Raw genomic sequence first — 23,072 nt, forward strand, 5'->3', positions numbered from 1 at the left:
GTCGAGTAGCCGCGAAGCGGCGTATCGAGACCCACCCGCCAGAACCCGCACCCCGAGAGGAGCCCCCGATGATCCGCCTCCTCCTCCGCCTCGGCGGCGCGCTCGTGGTGCTCTGGGCGGTCGCGACGGCCGTGTTCTTCCTCATCCGCCTCATCCCCGGCGACCCCGCGCAGGCGATCCTCGGCGGCCCCGGCTCGCAGGCGTCTCCGGAGGCGCTCGCCGCGGTCCGCGAGCAGTACGGCCTCGACCAGCCGCTGCTCGTGCAGTACCTCACCCAGCTCGGCCGCCTCGCCCGCGGCGACCTCGGCACGTCCTACTCCCTGCGCACCCCCGTCGCCGACCTGCTCGCCCAGCAGCTGCCCGGCACCCTCCTCCTCGCCGCGCTCGCGCTCACCCTCGCCTGGATCCTCGCGCTCGCCACCGCGCTCTGGTCCACCCGCGGCGGCCGGGTCGCCGCCGCGATCGGCTCCGGCCTCGAGCTGACCGCTGCCGCCCTTCCGCACTTCTGGCTCGCCACCGTGCTGATCGCCGTCTTCGCGACCGCGCTGCGCTGGTTCCCGCCGGTCAGCACCGGCTCCGCGAACGGCCTCGTCCTGCCCGCGCTGACCCTCGCGATCCCGCTGGCCGGCTTCCTCGGTCAGGTGATGCGCCGCTCCCTGCTCGACGCGCTGGAGTCGCCGTTCGTGCTCGCGGCCCGCGCCCGCGGCGAGGGCGAGCTCGGCATCCGGCTCCGGCACGCCCTGCGCCACGCGGTGCTGCCGGGCGTCTCGCTCTCGGGCTGGGCGTTCGGCTACCTGATCGGCGGCGCGGTGGTGGTCGAGACGATCTTCGCCCGGCCCGGCCTCGGCCGGACGCTGCTGGCCGCGGTGACCGTCCGCGACGTCCCCGTCGTCACCGGGGTCGTGCTCGTCACCGCCCTCGCCTACATCGTCGTCACCCTCGTCACGGACCTCGTCGCCCGCCTCGTCGACCCGCGCCTCGCCGCCGCCCGCCCGCAGGAGGCCCGCGCGTGAGCGAGCTCGAGCTGCGCGCCGCCCGCCCCGCGCGCCGGGCCGCCGGCCGCCTCCGCGTCGGCGAGCTGCTCGCCCTCGCCTTCGTCGTCCTCCTGCTGCTCGCGGCCGTCGCCCCCGACCTGCTCGCCCCCTTCGATCCGCTCGCCATCGCCCCGCGCGACGCCTTCGACCCGCCCTCCGCCGCGCACCTCCTCGGCACCGACGAGTCCGGTCGCGACGTCCTGAGCCGCCTGATCTCCGGCGCCGGAGCCTCCCTCCTCATCGGCGTCAGCGCCACCGCCATCGGCCTCGTGCTGGGCGCGGTGCTGGGCGTCGCCGCGGCGTTCGGCGGCCGCTTCGTCGACGGTGTGATCGGCCGGGTCCTCGAGGTCCTCTTCGCCTTCCCGGCACTGCTGCTCGCGCTGCTGGTCATCGTGGTCACCGGCCCCGGAGTCGTCCCCGCGACGGTCGCGGTCGGCCTCTCGACCGCGCCCGGCTACGCGCGCATCCTGCGGACCCAGCTGCTCGGCATCCGCGACTCCGGCTACGTCGAGGCAGCGCGGGTGCTCGGCCACTCCGCGCCGCGGATCCTGCTCGCGCACGTCCTGCCGAACACCTTCGGCCCGCTCGCGGTGCTGGCGACGCTCGGCGTCGGCCAGGCGATCGTCTGGGCCTCGGCGCTGAGCTACCTCGGCCTGGGGGCCGAGCCGCCGGCGCCGGAGTGGGGTGCGATGCTCTCCGCGGGCCGCACCTACCTCTCGAGCGCCTGGTGGCTGACGGTGTTCCCAGGCCTCGCGATCGTGCTGACCACGCTCGCGACGACGGTCCTCGGCGGCCGACTGCGAGGCGCTCGGTGAACGCCGCGCGCGCGGGCAGTGCCGCCGTGGTGGAGGACCTCCGCGTCGCCTTCGACGGCGTCGAGGTCGTGCACGGGGTGTCCTTCCGCATCGAGCCGGGGGAGTGCGTCGCGATCGTCGGCGAGTCCGGCTCGGGCAAGAGCGTCACCGCGCGGGCGCTCCTGGGTCTGAGCGGGGGAGCGGCGACCGGCAGCGTCCGGGTCGGCGACCAGGAGGTGATCGGCGCGGGCGCGCGGACGCTCCGGCGCCTCCGCGGTGCCGGCGTCGGCTTCGTGCCGCAGGACGCGCTGCTCTCCCTCGATCCGCTGCGACCGATCGGCCGCGAGATCGGCGACGTGCTGCGCCTGCACTCGCGGCTGTCCGCGCCCGAGGCGTCGGCTCGGGTCGCCGAGGTGCTCGCGAGCGTGGGCATGCCCGACCCGGAGGAGCGGATGCGCGACCGCTCCGGCGAGCTCTCCGGCGGGCTGCGCCAGCGCGCGCTGCTCGCGGCCGCGGTCGCCCTCGACCCGCCGCTGCTCGTGGCCGACGAGCCGACCACCGCCCTCGACGTCACCGTGCAGGCGCGGGTGCTCGAGCTGTTCGCCGAGCAGAAGGCGCGCGGCCGGGCGCTGCTGCTGGTCTCCCACGACCTCGCCGTCGTCGCCGGGCTCGCGGACCGGATCCTGGTGCTCGCCGACGGCCGGGTCGTCGAGGACGGCCCGGCGAAGCGGGTGCTGCGCTCGCCGGAGTCGGTCCAGGCGCGGACGCTCGTCGCCGCGGTCCCGGCCGGGCGGCCGCGCGGCTCGCGGCTGACAGATCCGGACGCGCCCGTCGTCCCGCCCGCGCCGCCCGGCGAGCTGCTGCTGCGGGCGACAGACCTCGTCACCCGCTTCCCCCGTCCCGGCGGCGGCACCCGCACCGCCGTCGACGGCGTCGGCCTCGAGCTGCGCCGCGGCGAGACGCTCGGGCTCGTCGGCGAGTCCGGCTCGGGCAAGAGCACGGTCGCCCGGCTGCTGCTCGCGTTGCGCCGCCCGGATGTCGGTTCGGTCGAGTTCGACGGCGGCCCGTGGTCGGCGGCGACCGAGCGCGCGCGGCGACCGCTCCGCCCGCGGATCGGCGCGATCTACCAGGACAGCCTGTCGTCCTTCGACCCGCGCTGGAGCGTCGGCAGGCTGCTGCGCGACGCGGGCGCGGAGTCGGTGCCGGCCCTGCTCGAGAGCGTCGGCCTCGCCGCGTCGCTGGAACGGCGCTCCCCGCGCACCCTCTCCGGCGGCCAGCGCCAGCGCGTCTCGATCGCGCGCGCCCTGGCCACCCGCCCCGATGTCCTGATCTGCGACGAGCCGGTCTCGGCCCTCGACGTCTCGGTCCAGGCGCAGATCCTCGACCTGCTCGACGACCTCCAGCGCCGCCACGGCCTCGCCCTGCTGCTGATCTCGCACGACCTCGGCGTCATCGCGCACATGAGCGACCGCATCGCCGTCATGCGCGACGGCCGCCTCGTCGAGTCCGGCCCGGCCGCCGCCGTCCTCGGCGCCCCGCGCGAGGACTACACCCGCCGCCTCCTGGCCGCCGCCCCCCGCCTCGACCGCGGCTGACCCCTTCGCCCGCGCACGACGTCGGCGGTGGCCGTACATGCCCCCTTGCATGCTGGTCGAGTAGCCCCGCAGGGGCGTATCGAGACCCGCCGTCATCAGCAGGGCTGACTCTGCAGACTCGCCTTCCGACGCTGGTGGATCTACTTGGAAGAGACGCCCGCAGACATACTGGTCGAGTAGCCCCGCAGGGGAGTATCGAGACCCGCGCACCCCAAGGACGTCGGCCTCTTCCCCGCCCTGCGATGGCGCCGGAGGCGCCCCCTCCGCTCGATAGGGCCCGCTCCGCGGGCTGCTCGATCAGCAGAGAGGCGGTCGAACGGTGGGGAGCGCTCGGGCGCTGCAGAACATCAGCTGAGAAGGGGTGGCCTCCGCTGTCAGGGGAGGGACCCTGCTCTCAGCTGATGTTGTGCGCACCGACTGCCGGTCGAGGAGCCCGCAGGGGCGCAGCGCGACCCGCCGTCACCAGCGGAGTGGGTCTGCGTGCTGGAGTTCTGCCGACGGTGGGTCTGCTTGGAAGAGACGCCCGCACACATGCTGGTCGAGTAGCCCCGCAGGGGCGTATCGAGACCCACGTCCTCCGGCAGTGGTGCTGCATGCGGGCGGATCTACTTGGAAGAGACGCCCGCAGACATGCTGGTCGAGTAGCCCCGCAGGGGCGTATCGAGACCCGCGCACCCCAAGGACGTCGGCCTCTTCCCCGCCCTGCGATGGCGCCGGAGGCGCCCCCTCCGCTCGATACGCCCGCTGCGCGGGCTACTCGATCAGCATGGGTCGCCCGCCCGCCGCTCCCCAGGTCGCCTCCGCCGCCCCCGCCCGCCGCACCGGTGCCCCCGCAGGGCATCCCTCCCCAGGCCCCGGCGCCGTAGCGTGACTGGCATGACGAACGACCCCGAGGCGCGCGACTTCCTGACCTCCCGCCGGGCCCGGCTGACCCCCGAGCAGGTCGAGCTGCCCGCCGGCGGCCACCGCCGGGTGCCGGGCCTGCGCCGCAGCGAGGTGGCCCAGCTGGCCGGCGTGAGCATCGAGTACTACTCCCGGCTCGAGCGCGGCGACCTGCGCGGCGCGTCCGAGTCGGTCCTGACGGCGCTCGCCGACGCCCTGCGCCTCGACCGCGCCGAGCGCGAGCACCTCTTCGATCTCGCCCGCACCGCCGAGCGCTCGCCGCTGCGCTCCCGCCGGCGCGCGCCCGCCGCCGTCCGGCCGAGCATGCGGCTCGCGGTCGAGTCGATCACCTCGGCCCCCGCCTTCGTCCGCAACGGCCGGCTCGACGTCCTCGTCGAGAACGACCTCTTCCGCGCGCTCTACGCCGACCTCTACGCGCTCCCGGAGCGCCCGGTCAACCTCGCCCGCTTCGCCTTCCTGCAGCGCGAGCTGGCGGAGGCGTTCTACCCGGTCTGGAGCACCGCCGCCGACATCACCGTCGGCATCCTCCGCACCGAGGCCGGCCGCGCCCCGCACGACGCCGAGCTCCAGGCGCTCGTCGGCGAGCTGTCCACACGGAGCGACGAGTTCCGCACCCGCTGGGGCGCCCACGAGGTGCGGCACCACGCCAGCGGCAGCAAGTTCTTCCACCACCCGATCGTCGGCGACCTGCACCTCAGCTACGAGGCGTTCGAGCCGCTCGGCGACCCCGGCCTCGACTTCCTCATCTACAGCGCCGAGCCGGGCTCGCCGAGCGACGACGCCCTGAAGCTGCTCGCGAGCTGGTCGGCGACCCAGAGCGCGCAGACGACCCGGACCGCTCCGACCGCGCACCCCGCCCCCGCCGACAGGACCGCCGAGTGAACCGCCGCACCACCCTCCTCTTCGCGATCGCGGGCGGCGTCGCCGTCGGCAACCTCTACTGGGCCCAGCCGCTGCTCGACTTCCTCGCCACCGACCTCGGCACGAGCACCGGATCCGCGGGCTGGCTCGTCACCGCGACGCAGCTCGGCTACGCCCTCGGCGTGCTCCTCTTCGTCCCGCTCGGCGACGTGCTCGACCGCCGCGTCCTCGTCCCCGCCGCGATGCTCTGCGCCTCTCTCGCCCTGCTCGCCTGCGCGCTCGCCCCGACCTTCGCCGTGCTCGTCGCGACCCTCGCGCTCGTCGGCCTGACCACCGTCGCCGGCCAGATCCTCGCCCCGCTCGCGGGCGACCTCGCCGACGACGCCACCCGCGGCAGGGTCGTCGGCACCGTCGTCTCGGGCATCCTGACCGGCATCCTCGTCTCACGCACGATCAGCGGCCTCATCGCCCAGGCCGCCGGCTGGCGCACCGTCTACGTGGTCGCGGCGGTCGCGGGCGTCGTGCTCGCGGTCCTGCTCGCCCGGGCGATCCCGTCGCTCCCGCCGCGCACCCGCCTGCGCTACCCGGCCCTGATCGCCTCCGTCTTCGCGATCGTCCGCCGCGAGCGCTCGGTGCGCTGGAGCCTCGCCCTCGGCGGCACGTCCTTCGCGGTCTTCACGATGTTCTGGACGTCCCTGACCTTCCTGCTCAGCGCCCCGCCGTTCTCCTTCGACGTCGGCACGATCGGCCTCTTCGGCCTGATCGGCCTCGCCGGCGCGATCGCCGCGCAGCGCGCCGGGCACCTGCACGACCGCGGCCTGGCGCTCCCGGCGATCGGCGTCGCCTGGGCAGCGGTGCTGCTGTCCTTCGTGATCGCGGGCGTCGGAGGCGGCTCGATCGTGGCCGTGATCGTCGCGATCCTGGTGCTCGACGTCGCGATCCAGGGCCACAACATCCTGGTCCAGTCGCGGATGTTCCAGGTCGACCCGTCGGCGCGCAGCCGGCTGAACACCGCGTTCGTCACGACCAACTTCGTCTGCGGCGCGCTCGGCTCGGCCCTCGCGTCCTTCCTCTGGACCCACGGCGGCTGGGGTGCGGTCTGCATCGCCGGCGCCGTGCTGAGCGGCTTCGCGCTCACGGTCTGGCTGCTCGGCCGCCGTTCGGCCCTGGTGCTCCCCGCGGCGCAGCCGGCGGTCTGAGCGCGGCGGTCGGACCCTCGATCCCGTGGGCGTCTCAGCCCAGCCGGTACGCCTCGTCGTCTCCGCTCGTCGAGGTCGGACCGGCACCACCCGGCGCGTGGCCGCCGCGCGAGCGAGGCCCTGCCGGAACGTGTACCGCCAGGGCCTGTCCCGCGTCCCGGCCCCGGCCTAGCGTGGCGACGGAGGCGGACGCCCGGCCCGCCGCCACCGCGGAAGAAGGACCCCCGTGAACATCGAACCGACGACCCCCACCGCAAAGAACCCGCCCGAGCAGTTCGCCGGCGACGTCTGGCTCGACACCATCGTCGTGCCGCACGACGCCGACCAGCGCACCACGATGGCCCGGGTGCGCTTCGCCCCCGGCGCCCGCACCGCCTGGCACTCGCACGCCCGCGGCCAGTACCTGCACGTGACCTCGGGCGTCGCCCGCTTCGGCGGCCGCGACGGCACGATCCTCGAGGTGCACGCCGGCCAGACCCTCTACACCCCGCCCGGCGAGGAGCACTGGCACGCCTCCGCGCCCGGTGTCTTCATGGAGCACCTGGCCGTGCTCGAGGCCGCCGACGACCCCGCCACGACGACGGCCTGGGCCGAGCACATCACCGACGCGGAGTACGAGGGCAGCGCAGCCGGAGGCCGCTGACGCCCGCAGAACATCAGCTGAGACGCCTCTTCATCGCCCATGAGCGATGAGCCGCACGCTCAGCCGATGCTCTGCAGCGGCAGGCCCCGGGGTGCTACTCGTAGCGCAGCGACTGCACCGGATCCGCCCGTGCCGCCCGCGCGGCCGGCAGCGTCCCCGCCACGAACGCGATCACCATCACCACGAGCACCACCGTCAGGATCGACACCGGGTCGAACGCGATCAGGGTCAGCCCCGGCAGGTCGGAGAGCAGCGAGCCCGAGAGCACCCCGCTCAGCCCGGTCCCCGCCGCCACCGCCAGCAGCGCGCCGATCGCGCTGCCGAGGAAGCCGATGAACGCCGCCTCGATGCTGAAGAGCGCGAACACCCGCCCGCTGCCCATCCCCATCGCCTTCATCAGACCGATCTCGCGGGTCCGCTCCTGCACGCTCATCAGCAGCGTGTTGACGATGCCGAAGCTCGCCGCCAGCAGCGCGATCACCGCGAAGGCGTTGAGCACCAGCACGATCCCGTCGACGACGGCCTTGATCGTGCCCAGCTGGTCCGCGACCGTGGTGCCGGTGTAGCCGGCGTCCGCGAGGCGGTCCTTCAGCGCGGTGACCTGCTCGTCGTCCGCCGCCGCGTCGAAGCGCACGCTCGCCTGGGCGAAGCGGTCGACCTGATCCGCCGGCACGCCGACGCTCTGCGTCGTGAACAGCGCGTCGGTGAGCGCGTCGTTCGTGACGAGGCCCCCGCCCGCTCCCGCGATGCTCTCCTCCGCGACGCCGACGATCGTCGCCTCGACCACGTGCGGCGTCCGCTGCGCGTCGGTGATGCCGATCGACAGCGTCGTCCCGACGGCCGCCGCGTCGTCCGCGAAGCCGAGCGGCTCGACGTACGACACCGGCAGCACCGCCTGGAGCTGCGTCGACGCGTCGTCGAGGCCGGCCCCCGCGGCGAGCTGGACGGTCTGCCCCTCCACGAGGCTCCCGATCCCGATCACGTACTTCGCGCCGTCGTCGCCGGCCGCCACGTAGTCGGCCGAGATCGACTTCACCGCCTGCACGTCGAGCACGCCGTCGACTCCGGCGAGCGTGTCGAGGTCGGCCGGGGTCAGCGCGACGACGGTCTGCCCGGGAGGCCCCGCCGCCCCGCTCGCGACCGCGTCGGGGTCGTACGCGACCGGCCCGGAGCCCAGGCCCGTCGCCGACTCGGAGGTCTTCGACACGGTCATCACGTCCGAGGCGCCGACTCCGTCGACCGTGTCGTCGATGTAGGCGTTGATGCCGGTGCCGAGCCCGTTGGTGAGGGTCAGTGTGAACGCGCCGACGAAGATCGCGAGGATCGTCAGGAGCGTGCGCGTCCGGGAGCGGAAGGTGTTGGCGATCGCGGTCCCGATCAGGTCGACGGCCTTCATGCGGCCACCGCCGCGGAGTCCTCGACCAGCAGGCCGTCGCGGATCATCAAACGCCGGTCGCAGCGCGCCGCCAGCTCCTCGTCGTGGGTGACCACGATCAGGGTGATGCCGTTCTCGCGGTTGAGCGCGAAGAGGATGTCCTCGACCACCCCGCCGGTCGTCGTGTCCAGATTGCCGGTCGGCTCGTCCGCGAACAGGATGCGCGGGTTGTTGACGAGCGCGCGGGCGATGACCGTCCGCTGCTTCTGTCCGCCGGAGAGGTCGACGGCCCTGCTGCCGGCCTTGTCGTCGAGCTCGAGCTGGGCCAGCGCGGCGAGGCCGCGGCGCTTGCGCTCCGCCCGGCCGATCCCGGCGATCTTCATCGGCAGCACCACGTTGTCGAGCACCGACGCGTTCGGCGTGAGGAAGAACTGCTGGAACACGAAGCCGAAGGTGCGGTTGCGGGTGACGTCGAGCCGGCGCCCCTTGAGCGTGCTCGTGTCCACTCCCTCGAGCTCGACCACGCCGGTGCTGGGGGCGTCGAGCAGCGCGAGCAGGTGCATCAGGGTCGACTTGCCCGAGCCGCTCTTGCCGACGATGGCGACGCTCTCGCCCTCCTGGATGTCGAAGCTCACGCCCTTCAGCGCCTCGAAGCGGTTCTGGCCTCGGCCGTACGACCTGCGGACGTCTCTCACCGAGATGATGGGCGTGCTCATGGGACTCCCTCCGCCGCCCGGCGGGTTCCGGAGCGGCCCCTCCAGCCTGGGCGGCGCCGCCCGATCGCGCGTCCCTCGCAGGGTGTCCCCGCCGTACCGCGGTCGCAGTAGGCGGAGCACCGCGGCGGGGTGACGCCGCCGCGCGCGCACTCCGCCAGGATGTGGGGATGACGCCGCGGATGCAGGCCCACCCGCGGCTGCGGTCGTGGCTCGGCGACGCCCTCGCGGCCGCGATCATCGTCGCCGCGGCGTTCGCGCCGTTCCAGGGGTCCGCTCAGCGGCCCTCGGGTCTGCTCGAGTTCGCGATCGTGCTCGCGCCGGCGGTCCTGCTGCCGCTGCGGCGGCGCCGACCGATCCCGGTGCTCGCGGCGATCGTCGTGCTGTCCGCCGCCGCGGCGGTCCTCGGCCTGCTCGCGCCGGGCGTCGTCCTCGCGACGGCGATCGCGATGTTCGCGGTGACGAACCGCAGCTCCCGCCGGGTCGGTCTCGTCGTGACCGGGGTCACGGTGGTCGCGGTGGTGCTCCTGAGCGTCGTCGGCGCGGCGGTGAGCCCGCTCGACGCCCGGGCGGTGCAGTACGCCGTCACGGTCCTCTTCGCCGCGGCCGCCGGCGACGCGACGCGCTCGCGCCGGGAGTACATCGTCGCGGTGACGGAGCGTGCCGAGCGGGCCGAGCAGACCCGGGAGTCGGAGGCGCGGCGCCGCGTCAGCGAGGAGCGGCTGCGCATCGCCCGCGACCTGCACGACGCCGTCGCGCACCAGATCTCGGTGATCAGCCTCAACGCCGGGGTCGCGAGCTCCGCCCTCGACTCCCGGCCCGAGAAGGCGCGCGAGGCGCTCAGCACGATCCGCAGCGCGGCGCGATCAGTCCTCGGCGAGATCGGCGACCTCCTCGAGGTCCTCCGCACCGACGAGGCGGCCGGCACAGCGCCCCAGCCCGGCCTCGACCGCCTCGACGAGCTCGTCCGCCGCTTCGGCGAGGACGGCCTGCAGGTCACCGTGCGCACCGAGGGCGCGCTCGGCCGCGTCCAGGGGGCGGCCGATCTCGTCGCGTACCGCGTGGTCCAGGAGGGACTCACCAACGCCCACAAGCACGGCGCCGAGCACCGCGCGCACGTCCTCGTCGCGGTGTCGGACGAGCGCGTCGAGATCGTCGTGGCGAATCCGGTCGCGGCCGTCGCGGGTCCGGACCCCGAGCGCGGTAGCGGGCACGGACTGCTCGGACTCCGGGAGCGCGTGGCCTCCGTCCGCGGCACGGTGGCGACGGGAGCGACACCGGGCGGCTACCGGGTGGCTGCGTCGCTGCCGCTGCCGCAGTCCGCGGTCGTTCCGTCGGCGTCGCTCCCGCCGGCATCCCCGACCGCGCCGATGCCGTCCCCGTCGATGCCGTCTCCGGAGGAGGACCCGCGATGACCACCGTCCTCGTCGTCGACGACCAGCCCCTGATCCGCCAGGCCGTCACCGACATCCTGAGCAGCGAGAGCGGCATCGAGGTCGTCGGCGAGGCGCGCACCGGCCGCGAGGCGGTCGACCTCGCGACCCGCCTGCGCCCGGACGTCGTCCTGATGGACATCCGCATGCCCGAGCTCGACGGCATCGGCGCCACCGCCCTGATCTGCGCCGACCCGGAGCTCGCGGCGACGAAGGTCCTCATCCTCACGACCTTCGAGGAGGACGAGTACCTGATCGCCGCCCTGCGCGCGGGCGCCGGCGGCTTCCTCGGCAAGGGCGCCGAGCCGGAGGAGATCGCCGCCGCCGTCCGCGCCGTGCACGCCGGCGACAGCCTCCTCTCGCCCGCTGCGACCCGCAGCCTGATCACCCGCTACGTCCTCGCCCCGCAGGCGTCGCCGCCGCTCGTCGAGCCGCCGGAGTTCGCTCAGCTGACCGACCGCGAGCGCGAGGTCCTGCTGCTCGTCGCGCGCGGCCGCTCCAACCAGGAGATCGCGGACGACCTCGTCATCTCCCCGCACACCGCCAAGACCCACGTCAACCGCATCATGACCAAGCTCTCGGCCCACGACCGCGCCCAGCTCGTGATCGCCGCCTACGAGAGCGGCCTGCTGACCCCCGGCGCCTGATGCGCGCGCCGAGGCGTCCTCGAACCGTCGAGGCGTCCCGCAGCACCGGGACGCCTCGACGGGAGCGGGACGTCTCGCGCGCGCGTCACGCCGGAGGCGGCACGCTCACGATGCGGTCGTCCGCCTCGCCCGGCGACCCGCGGCCGTCCGTGTTGCTCGTCACGAACCACAGGTCGCCGTCCGGAGCCGCCACAGCGTCGCGCAGCCGGCCGTACTCGCCGACGGCGTAGTCGGTCGAGACCGACGGATCCGCGACCGGCACCGCGCGCAGCACCTCGCCGCGCAGATTCGCCAGATAGAGCACGCCGTCCAGCTCGGTCATCCCGCTCGGGCTGGCCTCGCCCGGCTCCCACTGCTGCACCGGATCGACGAAGCCGTCCTCGCCGGCGATCCCCTCGACCTCGGGCCAGCCGTAGTTCGCGCCCGGCTCGATCACGTTCAGCTCGTCCCAGGTGTCCTGCCCGAACTCGCTCGCGAAGAGCGTGCCGTCCTCCGCCCAGGCCAGGCCCTGCGGATTGCGGTGCCCGCTGCTCCAGACGAGCGACCCCGGGTGCGGGTTGTCGTCGGGCACGGCGCCGTCGAGCGTCATCCGGAGGATCTTGCCCGAGAGCTCGCCCAGGTCCTGCGCCGCCTCGCGCCGCCCGGCGTCGCCGACGGTCGCGTAGAGCATGCCGTCGGGGCCGATCGCGATCCGCCCGCCGTCATGGGTGCGAGCGGCCGGGATGCCGTCGAGGATCGTCTCCGGCTCGCCGAGCGCGTACGACCCGGCCTCGCCCTCGAGCGCGAACCGCTGGATCCGGTTGCCGTCGGCCGCGGTCGAGTAGGCGAACAGCGTCCGTCCGTCGACGGCCAGCCCGAGCAGCCCGCTCTCGCCCTCGGCGACCACGCCCTCGACGACGCCCACCTCGCGGGCCCCGCCGTCGTCCGCCAGCTCGAGGATCCGTCCGCTGTCCCGCTCGCTGACGAGCGCCGTACCGTCGTCGACGAACGCGACCGACCACGGCGCCTCGAGCCCCTCCGCGACACTGCTCGCGCCGACGAGCTCGCGCGCCTCGGGGCCGGGAGCGGCGGGAGTCGTGCTGCAGGAGGCGAGCCCCACGCCGAGCGCGAGCGTCGCGCCGACGAGGGCCGAGCGGAGGACGGGACCGGTCATCCCCCCAGGCTGCCCGCCGAACCTTCGAGCCTTCTCACTTTCCTGCTGGTCGATCAGCCCCGAAGGGGCGTATCGAGACCCGCGCTCCGCCGGACGGTGGCCGCATGATCGCCCCGATCCACCGCCACCGCTAGCACCCCGACGGATCCCGCACACCCCCACCGCATGTCGGACCCGCGGCGTAGCGTTGCAGAGGTGATGCGCCCCCAGATCAGCACCCTCGGCCAGCTGCGCGCCTCCGGGCACGCGCAGAAGACCCTCCGCACCGAGATCCGCGACAACCTCCTCGACGCCCTCCGCGAGGGCCGCGACCCCTGGCCCGGCCTGCACGGCTTCCAGGACACCGTCATCCCCCAGGTCGAGCGGGCGGTGATCGCCGGGCACGACATCGTGCTCCTCGGCGAGCGCGGCCAGGGCAAGACCCGCCTCCTCCGCACGCTCAACGGCCTGCTCGACGAGTGGACCCCCGTCATCGACGGCTCCGAGCTCGGCGAGCACCCGTACGAGCCGATCACCTCGATCAGCAGGCGCCGGGCGGAGGAGCTCGGCGACGAGCTGCCCGTCGCCTGGCGCAGTCGCGAGGAGCGCTACGTCGAGAAGCTGGCCACGCCGGACACGAGCGTCGCCGACCTCATCGGCGACGTCGACCCGATGAAGGTGGCCGAGGGTCGCAGCCTCGGCGACCCGGAGACCATCCACTTCGGCCTCATCCCGCGCAGCCACCGCGGCATCGTCGCGATCAACGAGCTGCCCGACCTCGCCGAGCGCATCCAGGTCGCGATGCTCAACGTGATGGAGGAGCGCGACATCCAGATCCGCGGCTACGTCCTGCGGCTCCCGCTCGACGTCCTCGTCGTCGCCAGCGCCAACCCCGAGGACTACACGAACCGCGGCCGGATCATCACCCCGCTGAAGGACCGCTTCGGCGCCGAGATCCGCACCCACTACCCGACCGCGCTCGTCGACGAGGTCGCCGTGATCCGCCAGGAGGCCGACCTCGTCGCCATCGTCCCGGACGCGCTGATCGAGATCCTCGCGCGCTTCACGCGGGCCCTGCGCGAGTCGCCCTCGGTCGACCAGCGCAGCGGCGTGAGCGCCCGCTTCGCCATCGCCGGCGCTGAGACCATCGCCGCCGCCGCCCTGCACCGGGCCACCCGCCGCGGTGAGGAGGAGGCGGTCGCCCGCCCGATCGACCTCGAGACCGCGGTCGACGTGCTCGGCGGCAAGATCGAGTTCGAGTCCGGCGAGGAGGGCCGCGAGGACGAGATCCTCGATCACCTCCTCCGGCAGGCCACCGCCGAGACGGTCCGCGCGCACCTCCGCGGGCTGGACCTGACCCCGCTCGTCACCGCCATCGAGAACGGCGCGATGATCACCACCGGCGAGCAGGTGACGGCCGAGGAGTTCCTCGCGGCCCTGCCCGTCCTCGGCGAGTCGACCCTCTACGACGACATCGCCGACCGCCTCGAGGCCGTCGGCGCCGGCCGTCGCGCGGGCGCCGTCGAGCTCGCGCTCGAGGGCCTCTACCTCTCCCGCAAGCTCAGCAAGGAGACGGGCGGGGGCGAGGCCGTCTATGGCTGAGCCACTGGTCATCGGCCTCCCGCTGTCCGCCGGACTCCCGCTGTCCGCCGGACTCCCGCTGCCCGGAGGGCGCTCCCGTGCCTAGGGGCAACCGCCGGCTGGGGCGCGACGCCCGCTACTCCCGCTACGACGGCGGTCCCGACCCGCTCGCCCCGCCCGTCGACCTGGCCGAGGCGCTCGACGCCATCGGCGAGGACGTCATGGCGGGCACCTCGCCCGAGCGCGCGATGCGCGAGTTCCTCCGCCGCGGCGGTCGCGACGGCCAGGGTCTCGACGACCTCGCCGCCCGTGTCGCCGATCGCCGGCGCGAGCTGACGCAGAAGCACGGACTCGACGGCACCCTCCGCGAGGTCCGCGAGCTGCTCGACCGCGCCGTCCTCGCCGAGCGCAAGCAGCTCGCCCGCGACACGCAGATGGACGACGGCGACCGCGCCCTCGCCGAGATCCAGCTCGACAGCCTGCCGCCCTCGCCCGCCGCCGCGGTGTCCGAGCTCTCCGACTACCGCTGGCAGAGCCCGGAGGCGCGCGCCGACTTCGAGAAGATCAAGGAGCTGCTCGGCGCCGAGATGCTCGAGCAGCGCTTCGAGGGCATGAAGCAGGCCCTCGAGAACGCGAGCGACGAGGACCGCGCGGCGATCGACGCGATGCTCCGCGACCTCAACACGCTCCTCGAGGCGCACGCCCGCGGCGAGGACACCCCCGAGCAGTTCGACGCCTTCATGGCGCAGCACGGCGAGTACTTCCCCGAGCGGCCCGAGACCGTCGACGAGCTGATCGACGCCCTGGCCGCCCGCGCCGCCGCGGCCCAGCGGATGCGCAACTCGATGACCCAGCAGCAGCGCGACGAGCTCGACGCCCTCGCCCAGCAGGCCTTCGGCACCCCCGAGCTGATGCAGTCGCTCGGGCAGCTGGACGAGACCCTGCGGGGCCTGCGCCCCGGCGAGGACTGGGGCGGCTCCGAGCGGATGGACGGCGAGCAGGGCCTCGGCCTCGGCGACGGCACCGGCGTCTTCCAGGAGCTCGCCGACCTCGACGCGCTCGCCGACCAGCTCGCGCAGCCGCACGAGCGCTCGAACCTCGACGACCTCGACCTCGACCTGCTCGCCCGCCGCCTCGGCGACGACGCGGCGGTCGACGCGCAGACCCTCAAGCGCCTCGAGAAGGCGCTGCGCGACTCCGGCACCCTGCGCCGCGGCTCGGACGGCGCGCTCACTCTCACTCCGAAGGCCATGCGCCAGCTCGGCAAGGCGCTGCTGCGCGACATCGCCGACACGATCTCCGGCCGGCAGGGCGCGCGCGACGTGCGCCGGGCGGGCGCCGCGGGCGAGCGCTCCGGCGCGACCCGGCAGTGGGAGTTCGGCGACACCGAGGCCTGGGACGTCACCCGCACCCTCACCAACGCGCTCACCCGCGCCGCGGGCGAGGGCCGCGAGACCGGCGCCGGCGTCCGGATCGAGATCGGCGACGTCGAGGTGCAGGAGACGGAGGCGCGGACCCAGGCGTGCGTCGCCCTCCTCGTCGACACCTCGTTCTCGATGGCGATGGACGGCCGCTGGGTGCCGATGAAGCGCACCGCGCTCGCCCTGCACACCCTGATCTCGAGCCGGTTCCGCGGCGACGAGCTGCAGCTGATCGCGTTCGGCCGCCAGGCCGAGGTGATGGAGGTCGAGCAGCTCGTCGGCCTCGACGCGGAGTGGGAGAAGGGCACCAACCTGCACCACGCCCTGCTGCTGGCCAACCGGCACTTCCGCAAGCACCCCAGCGCGCAGCCGGTGCTGCTGATCGTCACCGACGGCGAGCCGACCGCGCACCTCGAGCCCGACGGGCAGATCTTCTTCGACTACCCGCCGGACCCGGTGACGGTCGCCGTCTCCGTCCGCGAGCTCGACGCCTCCACCCGCCTCGGCGCGCACACCACGTTCTTCCGGCTGGGCGACGACCCGGGGCTCGCCCGCTTCATCGACTCGCTGGCGCGGCGCGTCGGCGGCTCGGTCGTGAACCCGGAGGCGGACGACCTCGGTACGGCCGTCGTGTCGTCCTACCTCGGTGCGCGCGGGGCGGCTCCCGGCGGGCGACCGCCCGGCGACGAGCTGTTCGGCCGCGGCTGGGGCTTCTAGAGGGTCGGGTGTCCGGACGCCCGGTGCTCCCGGGCGCCCGGATCGCCGTCCGCGGCTAGAACAGCGGCCACGGCACGGCGGGCATGCTGCCGCGCGGTGCCGGGAAGCGGCCGGAGGAGCGGAGCCGGTCGCAGCGCTTCGCGAACGTCGCGATCTCCTCGTCCAGCAGCAGCTCGGACAGCGCCGCGCCGAGCGGCCCGTCGATCGCCGAGCGCAGCCGCTTCAGCGCCGAGAGCTCGTCGCCGGTCAGCGGCTCGCCGACCCAGCCCCAGAGCACCGTCCGCAGCTTGTGCTCCACGTGGAAGGTCAGCCCGTGGTCGACGCCGTAGCGGTGCCCGCCCGGCATCTCGAGCACGTGCCCGCCCTTGCGGTCCGCGTTGTTGACCACGACGTCGAAGACGGCCATCCGCCGCAGCGCCGCCGAGTCCTCGTGCACGAGCGAGATGTCGCGGTCCTCGGCGTCGCTGCCGTCGAGGACGTGCCGCCAGCCCTCGGGCACCGCGTCCGCCGGCACCAGGTCGACGGCGTCCTGCTCCGGATCGATGTCCTGCCAGAGCTGCACCATGCCGACGCCCAGCGGACCCTCGCGGAGCCAGGTGCGCGGCACGACGTTCCAGCCCAGCGCCTGGGAGGCGAGGTAGGCCGAGACCTCGCGGCCCGCGAGCTGCCCGTCCGGGAAGTCCCAGAGCGGCTTCTCCCCGGCCACCGGCTTGTAGACGACGGAGGTGCCGCCGATGCTGCCGAGGAACGTCGCGTTCGAGGCGACCGTGATCCGGCCGGTCAGCTCCAGCTCGCCGCTCTGCAGCTCGGTGTCGGCGGGCAGCTCGATGCCGGGCTGCTCGGCGCCGGGCAGCTCGTGCTCGGCGGCCGGCTCGGACGCGTCGGTCATGTGAGCGGGCAGTCGTGCCCGTCGGGGTCCATCGGCTCGCCGCAGCGCGGGCAGAGCGGACGGCCGGCGCCGACGATCTCGAGCGTGCGCTTGGCGAAGGCGCGGGCGGTGCCGACCGGGATGCGCACCTGCAGCATCTCGTCGGGCAGCGTGGGGGAGTCGTCGATGCTGAGGTCGTCCTCGTCGTCGCCCTCGACCACCGGGTACGCCTCGATGACGACCTGCGCCGTCGACGGATCCCAGCCGAGGCTGAGGCTGCCGACGCGGAACTCGGCCGCGACCGGCTGGTCGAGCGGCTCGTTGTCGACGAGCTCGGGCGGAGTGCCGGGCGGCACGCTCGCCGGGTTGCCCTCCGCGGACATCAGCTGGTCGAGGATCTCGTCGATCTTCTCCGCGAGCAGCGCCGACTGCTGCTTCTCCAGCCCGACGCTGACGACGCGCGGCCCGGTCCGGGCCTGCAGGTAGAAGGAGCGGGAGCCGGGGGAGCCGATCGTCCCCACGACGACGCGGTCCGGCCAGTCGAATCCGTGCACGATGGGCATGCCCCCAGTCTACGAGCGCCCGCCTGACCCACCCCTGCACGCCGCCGCAGCCGCCCTTGCGGGCGCCGCCCCTTCTCACTGATCGCGCAGCGAAGCCGTTTCGCGTCTCGGTGGTGAGGGAGAGGACGCGAGGCGCCCCTTCCATGCTGGTCGAGTAGCCCCGCAGGGGCGTATCGAGACCCACCACCGTCAGCAGGGCGGTTCTGCAGACTCGCGTTCCGACAGTGCTGGATCTCGATACGCCGCGCCGCGCCTACGCGGGCACCTGCATGCTGATCGAGTAGCCCGCGCAGCGGGCGTATCGAGATCCACCCCGCACAACATCAGCTGAGAGCGGTGTCCCTCCCCCCACAGCCGAGGCCCGCCCCTCTCAGCTGATGTTCTGCGCCGCTACTCGTGCCCCGCCCCGCCCCCGACCGGCGCCTCGGCCTCGGCCGGCGCCGGCGCCCGCAGCCAGCCCAGGTCGCCGGCCTCCGTGTTCATCGCGATCACGTCCGGCCGCCCCGCGCCGTAGCGGATGATCGACACCGACGCCGGCCCGACCGACAACCGCTGGAAGAGATCGAGGTGCATGCCGAGCGCGTCGGCCAGCACCGCCTTGATGATGTCGCCGTGGCTGACCGCCGCCCACACCGCGTTCGCCCCGTGCTCCGCCGTGACCGCCGCGTCGTGCCGTCGGATCGCCGCGACCGCCCGAGCCTGCATCCCCGCGAGCCCCTCACCCCCCGGGAACACCGCCGCCGACGGCTGGTTCTGCACGACCGCCCACATCGGCTCCTTGGCGAGGTCCCGGAGCGAGCGCCCCTGCCAGTCGCCGTAGTCGCACTCGGTGATCCCCTTCTCGATCGGCGTCGCCGGCGAGCCGTCCTGGCGCTCGAGCAGGTACCGCGCCGTCTGCCGGCAGCGCTCGAGCGGACTCGACACGACCGCGGCGAGCGGGACCGCGGCCAGCCGCTCCCCGGTGCGCGCGGCCTGCGTGCGCCCGACGTCGTCGAGCCGGACACCGGCAGTGCGTCCGGCGAGGATCCCGGCGGTGTTGGCCGTGGTGCGCCCGTGACGGACGAGAAGGAGCGTGGGCATGCGGCTCAGCCTAGACACGCCCCCTCCGCCCCTCCTCCGGAGCCCGTCCCACCTCCGGCTCGCTGTCCCACCTCCGGCTCGCCATTCCACCTCCGGCTCGCCGACTCCGCCGATTCCCGCGAGCCGAGCGCGTTCCGACGAGCCGAAGGCCCCCGCGAACCACCTCCGGCTCGTGATCCGTCTCCGGCTCGCAGATTCGGCTCATCCCCGCGAGCCGGAGTCGAATCGACGAGCCGGAGGTGCCGAGCCCTGACCTACGGCTCGCGGTTCCACCCCCGGCTCGCGGAACCCGCCGGTTCGAGCGAGCCGAGCGCGGTTCGACGAGCCCGACCCACCCGGAGTCACCTCCGGCTCGCGATCACCGCTTCGGCTCGCCGAATCCGCCGATTCCAGCGAGCCCGGCGGGTACCTACGAGCCGAAGGTCCTCCGCCCGGCTGCCGGCCACTCCTCCCCGCGATTGATGCCGCGCAACCGGACCCTCGCTACCGTTGAGGAGCGGCCGCCCACCGCGGCCCCGTGAACACAGGCACCGAAGGGACTCCCATGGACGGGACGAACGGCACGACGCCCATTGGCACCCCGCAGCACGCGACCGGCACCCCGCAGCACGCGACCGACTCCCCGCAGGACGGCGTCGATCGGCACGACGCGACCGCGGCCGTCGCGAGCCCGAGCACCGCGACCCCGAGCACCGCGACCCCCGCCCCCGCCTGGGCGGCCCCGGACGCCACCGGCCGCCAGGACGAGATCGCCCTCCGCATCCGCGGCCTCCGCAAGCGCTTCGGCGACAAGGAGGCCGTCGCCGGCATCGACCTCGACGTGCCGGCCGGCTCCTTCTTCGGCCTCGTCGGCCCCAACGGCGCAGGCAAGACGACCACCCTCTCGATGGCGACCGCCCTGCTCCGCCCCGACGCGGGCACCGTCACCATCCACGACGTCGACGTCTGGCAGGACACCCTCGAGGCCAAGCGGCTGATCGGCGTGCTCGCCGACGGCGTCAAGCTCTTCGACCGCCTCACCGGCCTGCAGCTGATCACCTACTACGGCCTGCTCTGTGGCATCGACCGCCCGACCGTCCTCGAGCGCGCCGGCGACCTGCTCGCCCTGCTCGGCCTCGACCCCGCCGACCGCACCCTCGTCGTCGACTACTCCGCCGGCATGACCAAGAAGATCGCGCTCGCCTGCGCCCTCGTCCGCGCCCCGCGGCTGCTGGTGCTCGACGAGCCCTTCGAGTCCGTCGACCCGGTCTCCGCCGCGAACATCCGCGACATCCTCACCGGCTACGTCGCCTCCGGCGGCACCGTCATCGTCTCCAGCCACTCGATGGACCTCGTCGAGCGGATGTGCGACCGTGTCGCCGTCATCGCCGACGGCCGCGTCCTCGCCGCCGGAACGCTCGAGGAGGTCCGCGCCGGCTCCAGCCTCGAGGAGCGGTTCGTCGACCTCGTGGGCGGCCGCACCCACCAGGAGGGCCCGGCATGGTTGCGCATCTCCTGAGGCTGCGCCTGCTGCTGCTGCGCAATACGCTCACCCGCAACGTCTGGCAGCTGATCGGTGTGATCTTCGGCGGGCTCTACGCGGTCGGCGTGCTCGGCCTCGTGGTCGTCGGGCTGATCGCGCTCGGCGCCTCCGACCCGGCGTTCGCGAACGTCGCCCTGATCCTCGGCGGCTCCGCGCTGCTGCTGGGCTGGGTCCTCGGTCCGATCTTCGTCTCCGGCTCGGACCAGAGCCTGGACCTGCCGACCCTGGCGACCTTCCCGATCCCGCTGCGCACCCTGATGCTCGGCCTCGCCGCCGCGGGCCTCGCGGGCTTCCCCGGGATCGTCACCTCGCTGGGCGCGCTCGCCTCCGCGGCGGCCTGGTGGAGCAACCCCGTCGGCATCCTCCCCGGCCTCGTCTCGGTGGTCGTCGGCGTCGCCACCTGCGTGGTCGCCTCGCGCCTCATCGGCGCGCTGACCACCGGCCTCGGCTCGAGCCGCCGCTACCGCGAGGTGATCGGCGGCGTCATCCTGGTCGTCGTGATCCTGCTCGGACCGCTGTTCATCGGACTGACGAACGTGATCAGCGACGGCCTCGACACGCTCCCCGTCGTCGCCTCGGCCCTCGGCTGGTCGCCGCTCGGCGCGATCTGGGGCGTCCCCGGCGCGATCGTCGCGGGGGAGTGGGCGGTCGCCCTCGGCCGCTTCGCGATCGGCGTCGCCACCCTCGCCGTCGTGATCTGGCTCTGGGCCCGCGCGCTGCGGCACGCGCTGGCCGAGCCGGCCGCGTCCTCCTCGCAGGCTGCCTCGGGCGCGCAGGGCATCGGTCTCCTCGGCCGCTTCCCCGGCACCCCGACCGGCGCGATCGCCGCGCGGGCCCTCGGCTACTGGTGGCGCGACCCGCGCTACAGCCGCGGCCTGCTGGTGATCCCCGCGGTCGTCGTGCTGGCCGTCTTCTACAGCGCGCTGCAGGGCGGCGGCTCGATGCTGGTCGTCCTCTCCTCCCTCTTCATCGCGCTGATCTTCGGCGTGACCCTCTGCGCCGACGTCTCCTACGACGGCACCGCCTGGGCCGCGCACGTCAGCTCCGGAGTCGCCGGCTCGGCCGACCGCGCCGGCCGCGTCATCGCCGCCGGCCTCATCGGCGTGCCGGCCGTGCTGATCGTCACCGTCGGCACCTGCCTCTACGCCGGGCGGGCGGAGTCGATCCCCGCGGTCCTCGGGATGTCGCTCGCGCTGGTGCTCAGCGGCTTCGGCGTCTCGAGCGTCGCGTCCGCGCTGGTCGTCTACCCCGTGCCGGCCCCCGGCGACAGCCCGCTGAAGACGCCGCCCGGCTCCGGGATGATCTCGAGCGTCGTGATGCTCGGCAGCATGGGTGCGACCGCCCTGCTCTCGCTGCCCTCGCTGATCCTCGGCACGATCTCGCTGGTCGGCGGCAGCCTCGGCTTCGGTCTCGGCGCGCTCGCCGCCGCCGTGGTCCTCGGCGCCGTGCTCGCCCTGGTCGGCGTCCGCGTCGGCGGCCGCATCCTCGACCGTCGCGCCCCGGAACTGCTGTCCGCCCTGGTGACCATCGGCTGACCAGCGCCCCGTCGCCGCCCCCGCCCCGTCGCCGCCCACCCCCCTCGCCACTCTCCAAAAGTTGCGGTAGTCGCGCCCGACTACCGCGACTTCTGGAGAGTCGCGCGGCCCTCCGCGCTCCGGACCGGGCGGGGACGCGTCGACTACGCGAAAGTTGCGGTAGCCGCCGTCGACTACCGCAACTTCTGGAGGTTCGCGCGGCCCCGCGGGCATGGACCACCCCTCTCACCTCTCCCGCCCTCCCGAAGTTGTCGTACTCGCGCGCCCTGTACGACGACTTCCGAGCACCCGCCGACCTTCCGTGGCCCGCGCGCCGTGTATTCGGTCGAGTACGCGAAAGTTGCGGTACTCGGCGTCGACTACCGCAACTTCCGGAGTGTCGCGCGTCCGCGGGCACGGACAGAGGGCCGCGGCCCTCCCGCCCTCCAGAAGTTGTCGTACTCGCGCGCCCAGTACGACGACTTCTGCGCACTCGCCGACCTCCCGAGGCCCGCGCGCTGCGAGTCGGTCGAGTACGCAAAAGTTGCGGTACTCGCCGTCGACTACCGCAACTTGTGGAGGGGCGCGAAGCCGGGCGGGCGCCCGGGACCATGGAGACGCGTCGAGTACGCAGTAGTTGCGGTAGTCGGCGTCCACCACCGCAACTTCTGGAGGGTCGCGCGGACGCGCGGGCGCGGACCGGGCGGGCGGCCGAGAGCGGCCCGGCCGGCGCGGCAGGATGGGGGCATGCGCAGCCTCGAAGTCCTCCTCGACCCGGAGTCGGAGGCCCGGATCCGCGGCCAGTGGGAGGCGCTCGAGGCGGCCGGCATCCCGAGCCTCGCGCTGCACAGGTCCGCCAGCAACCGCCCGCACCTCACCCTCCTCGCCGGCCCCGAGCTGGCACCGCCGCCGCCCGGCGCGCTCGGCGAGCTCCCGGCGACCGTCGAGCTCGGCGCCGTGCTGCTGTTCCCGCACGCCGGTCGGTTCGTGCTCGCCTGGGGAGCCGTCCGCTCGCCCGCCTTCGACGCCCTGCACGCCCGCGCGACCGAGCTGATGCCCGGCGCCGTGCCCACCTCGCTGCCCGAGTCCTGGACCCCGCACATCAGCGTCTCCCGCCGCCTCCGCGCCGAGCAGCTCGGCCAGGCCGTCCCCCTCCTCGGCGAGCCCTTCCCCGTCGGCCTCGCGAGCATCCGCTTCTGGGACGGCGACACCAAGACCATCACCGACCTCTGACCCCGCCGGTCTCCCGCCGACCCCTCGCCCCGCCCGCCCGCTTCCCGTCGACCTCCGGCTCGTGATTCCACCTCCGGCTCGTGGAATCGATCGGTTCCTGCGTGCCGAAGGTGCTTCCGCGTGCCGAAGCCGCGTACCGCCCATCTCCGGCTCGTGATTCGACCTCCGGCTCGCGGGATCGACCGGTTCCTGCGTGCCGAAGGTGCTTCCGCGTGCCGAAGCCGCGTACCGCCCATCTCCGGCT

At 74.2% G+C, this 23,072-nt stretch carries 19 protein-coding genes; 13 read left to right on the top strand and 6 right to left on the bottom strand.

From position 1 onward, the window contains the following. Window positions 1–68 precede the first annotated feature (68 nt). From EDF43_RS22140 to EDF43_RS11320, 6 genes are all read left to right on the top strand, one after another. Window positions 69–1,013 carry an ABC transporter permease gene (locus EDF43_RS22140; protein ID WP_207901703.1) on the top strand — a complete coding sequence of 315 codons (945 nt, stop codon included), beginning with the start codon at window positions 69–71 and terminating at the stop codon, window positions 1,011–1,013. Window positions 1,014–1,078: 65 nt separating this feature from the next. Further along, entirely contained in the window at window positions 1,079–1,849 is a 771-nt protein-coding gene (locus EDF43_RS22145; protein ID WP_243646288.1) for an ABC transporter permease, read from the top strand. Further along, window positions 1,846–3,423, top strand: a complete 1,578-nt coding sequence (locus EDF43_RS11305) for an ABC transporter ATP-binding protein (RefSeq protein ID WP_132436918.1) — start codon at window positions 1,846–1,848, stop codon at window positions 3,421–3,423. Before EDF43_RS22145 ends, EDF43_RS11305 begins: the two co-directional genes overlap by 4 nt. 876 nt (window positions 3,424–4,299) lie before the next feature. Further along, window positions 4,300–5,208, top strand: a complete 909-nt coding sequence (locus EDF43_RS11310; RefSeq protein ID WP_132436920.1) for a helix-turn-helix transcriptional regulator — start codon at window positions 4,300–4,302, stop codon at window positions 5,206–5,208. Continuing rightward, window positions 5,205–6,386: an MFS transporter gene (locus EDF43_RS11315; protein WP_132436922.1), complete on the top strand. Its 1,182-nt coding sequence runs from the start codon at window positions 5,205–5,207 to the stop codon at window positions 6,384–6,386. Before EDF43_RS11310 ends, EDF43_RS11315 begins: the two co-directional genes overlap by 4 nt. Window positions 6,387–6,612: 226 nt before the next feature. Further along, the gene (locus EDF43_RS11320; RefSeq protein WP_132436924.1) at window positions 6,613–7,029 is read left to right on the top strand and encodes a cupin domain-containing protein; all 417 of its coding nucleotides are present in this window, start codon (window positions 6,613–6,615) and stop codon (window positions 7,027–7,029) included. Between the two features lie 94 nt (window positions 7,030–7,123). On the opposite strand, the gene EDF43_RS11325 is transcribed toward EDF43_RS11320, so the two are convergent. Beyond that, a complete protein-coding gene (locus tag EDF43_RS11325; RefSeq protein WP_132436926.1) occupies window positions 7,124–8,425 on the bottom strand; it encodes an ABC transporter permease in 1,302 nt (433 codons plus the stop codon). After that, on the bottom strand, window positions 8,422–9,120 hold the full coding sequence (locus EDF43_RS11330; protein WP_123446839.1) for an ABC transporter ATP-binding protein: 699 nt from the start codon (window positions 9,118–9,120) through the stop codon (window positions 8,422–8,424). The genes EDF43_RS11325 and EDF43_RS11330 overlap by 4 nt, the downstream gene beginning before the upstream one ends. Window positions 9,121–9,287: 167 nt before the next feature. Here EDF43_RS11330 and EDF43_RS11335 point away from each other — a divergent pair, with 167 nt between their 5' ends. Both EDF43_RS11335 and EDF43_RS11340 read left to right on the top strand, forming a co-directional pair. Then, the gene (locus EDF43_RS11335; protein WP_132436928.1) at window positions 9,288–10,532 is read left to right on the top strand and encodes a histidine kinase; all 1,245 of its coding nucleotides are present in this window, start codon (window positions 9,288–9,290) and stop codon (window positions 10,530–10,532) included. Next, on the top strand, window positions 10,529–11,197 hold the full coding sequence (locus tag EDF43_RS11340; protein WP_132436930.1) for a response regulator transcription factor: 669 nt from the start codon (window positions 10,529–10,531) through the stop codon (window positions 11,195–11,197). The genes EDF43_RS11335 and EDF43_RS11340 overlap by 4 nt, the downstream gene beginning before the upstream one ends. Before the next feature lie 85 nt (window positions 11,198–11,282). On the opposite strand, the gene EDF43_RS11345 is transcribed toward EDF43_RS11340, so the two are convergent. Next, complete coding sequence (locus EDF43_RS11345; protein WP_132436932.1) at window positions 11,283–12,350, bottom strand: PQQ-dependent sugar dehydrogenase; 1,068 nt, start codon at window positions 12,348–12,350, stop codon at window positions 11,283–11,285. A 198-nt stretch (window positions 12,351–12,548) separates the two neighbouring features. Between EDF43_RS11345 and EDF43_RS11350 the strand changes: the two genes are divergently transcribed. Together EDF43_RS11350 and EDF43_RS11355 are read left to right on the top strand one after the other, a co-directional pair. Further along, window positions 12,549–13,931, top strand: coding sequence for a magnesium chelatase (locus EDF43_RS11350; protein WP_132437004.1), 1,383 nt, complete (start codon window positions 12,549–12,551; stop codon window positions 13,929–13,931). 77 nt (window positions 13,932–14,008) lie between these two features. Next, the gene (locus EDF43_RS11355) at window positions 14,009–16,048 is read left to right on the top strand and encodes a VWA domain-containing protein (protein ID WP_132436934.1); all 2,040 of its coding nucleotides are present in this window, start codon (window positions 14,009–14,011) and stop codon (window positions 16,046–16,048) included. Window positions 16,049–16,103: 55 nt separating this feature from the next. Here the strand turns inward: EDF43_RS11355 and EDF43_RS11360 are convergent, their stop codons facing one another. The 3 genes from EDF43_RS11360 to EDF43_RS11370 all read right to left on the bottom strand — a co-directional run bounded on the left by EDF43_RS11360 (window position 16,104) and on the right by EDF43_RS11370 (window position 18,559). Then, window positions 16,104–16,871 (bottom strand): SCO1664 family protein, encoded by a 768-nt coding sequence (locus tag EDF43_RS11360; protein ID WP_207901713.1) that lies wholly within the window; start codon window positions 16,869–16,871, stop codon window positions 16,104–16,106. A 62-nt stretch (window positions 16,872–16,933) separates the two neighbouring features. After that, window positions 16,934–17,479, bottom strand: coding sequence for a DUF3090 domain-containing protein (locus tag EDF43_RS11365; RefSeq protein WP_123732666.1), 546 nt, complete (start codon window positions 17,477–17,479; stop codon window positions 16,934–16,936). A gap of 390 nt (window positions 17,480–17,869) precedes the next feature. Continuing rightward, window positions 17,870–18,559, bottom strand: a complete 690-nt coding sequence (locus EDF43_RS11370) for a histidine phosphatase family protein (RefSeq protein WP_132436938.1) — start codon at window positions 18,557–18,559, stop codon at window positions 17,870–17,872. A 544-nt stretch (window positions 18,560–19,103) separates the two neighbouring features. Here EDF43_RS11370 and EDF43_RS11375 point away from each other — a divergent pair. The 3 genes from EDF43_RS11375 to EDF43_RS11385 all read left to right on the top strand — a co-directional run bounded on the left by EDF43_RS11375 (window position 19,104) and on the right by EDF43_RS11385 (window position 22,828). Next, window positions 19,104–20,057 carry an ABC transporter ATP-binding protein gene (locus EDF43_RS11375; protein ID WP_132436940.1) on the top strand — a complete coding sequence of 318 codons (954 nt, stop codon included), beginning with the start codon at window positions 19,104–19,106 and terminating at the stop codon, window positions 20,055–20,057. Continuing rightward, window positions 20,039–21,616, top strand: a complete 1,578-nt coding sequence (locus tag EDF43_RS11380; protein ID WP_132436942.1) for a transporter — start codon at window positions 20,039–20,041, stop codon at window positions 21,614–21,616. Before EDF43_RS11375 ends, EDF43_RS11380 begins: the two co-directional genes overlap by 19 nt. 726 nt (window positions 21,617–22,342) lie before the next feature. Further along, entirely contained in the window at window positions 22,343–22,828 is a 486-nt protein-coding gene (locus EDF43_RS11385; protein ID WP_132436944.1) for a 2'-5' RNA ligase family protein, read from the top strand. Window positions 22,829–23,072: the final 244 nt, after the last annotated feature.

Origin of the sequence: Rathayibacter sp. PhB179 (assembly GCF_004345345.1) — a bacterium.
Classification (GTDB): Bacteria; Actinomycetota; Actinomycetes; order Actinomycetales; family Microbacteriaceae; genus Rathayibacter; species Rathayibacter festucae.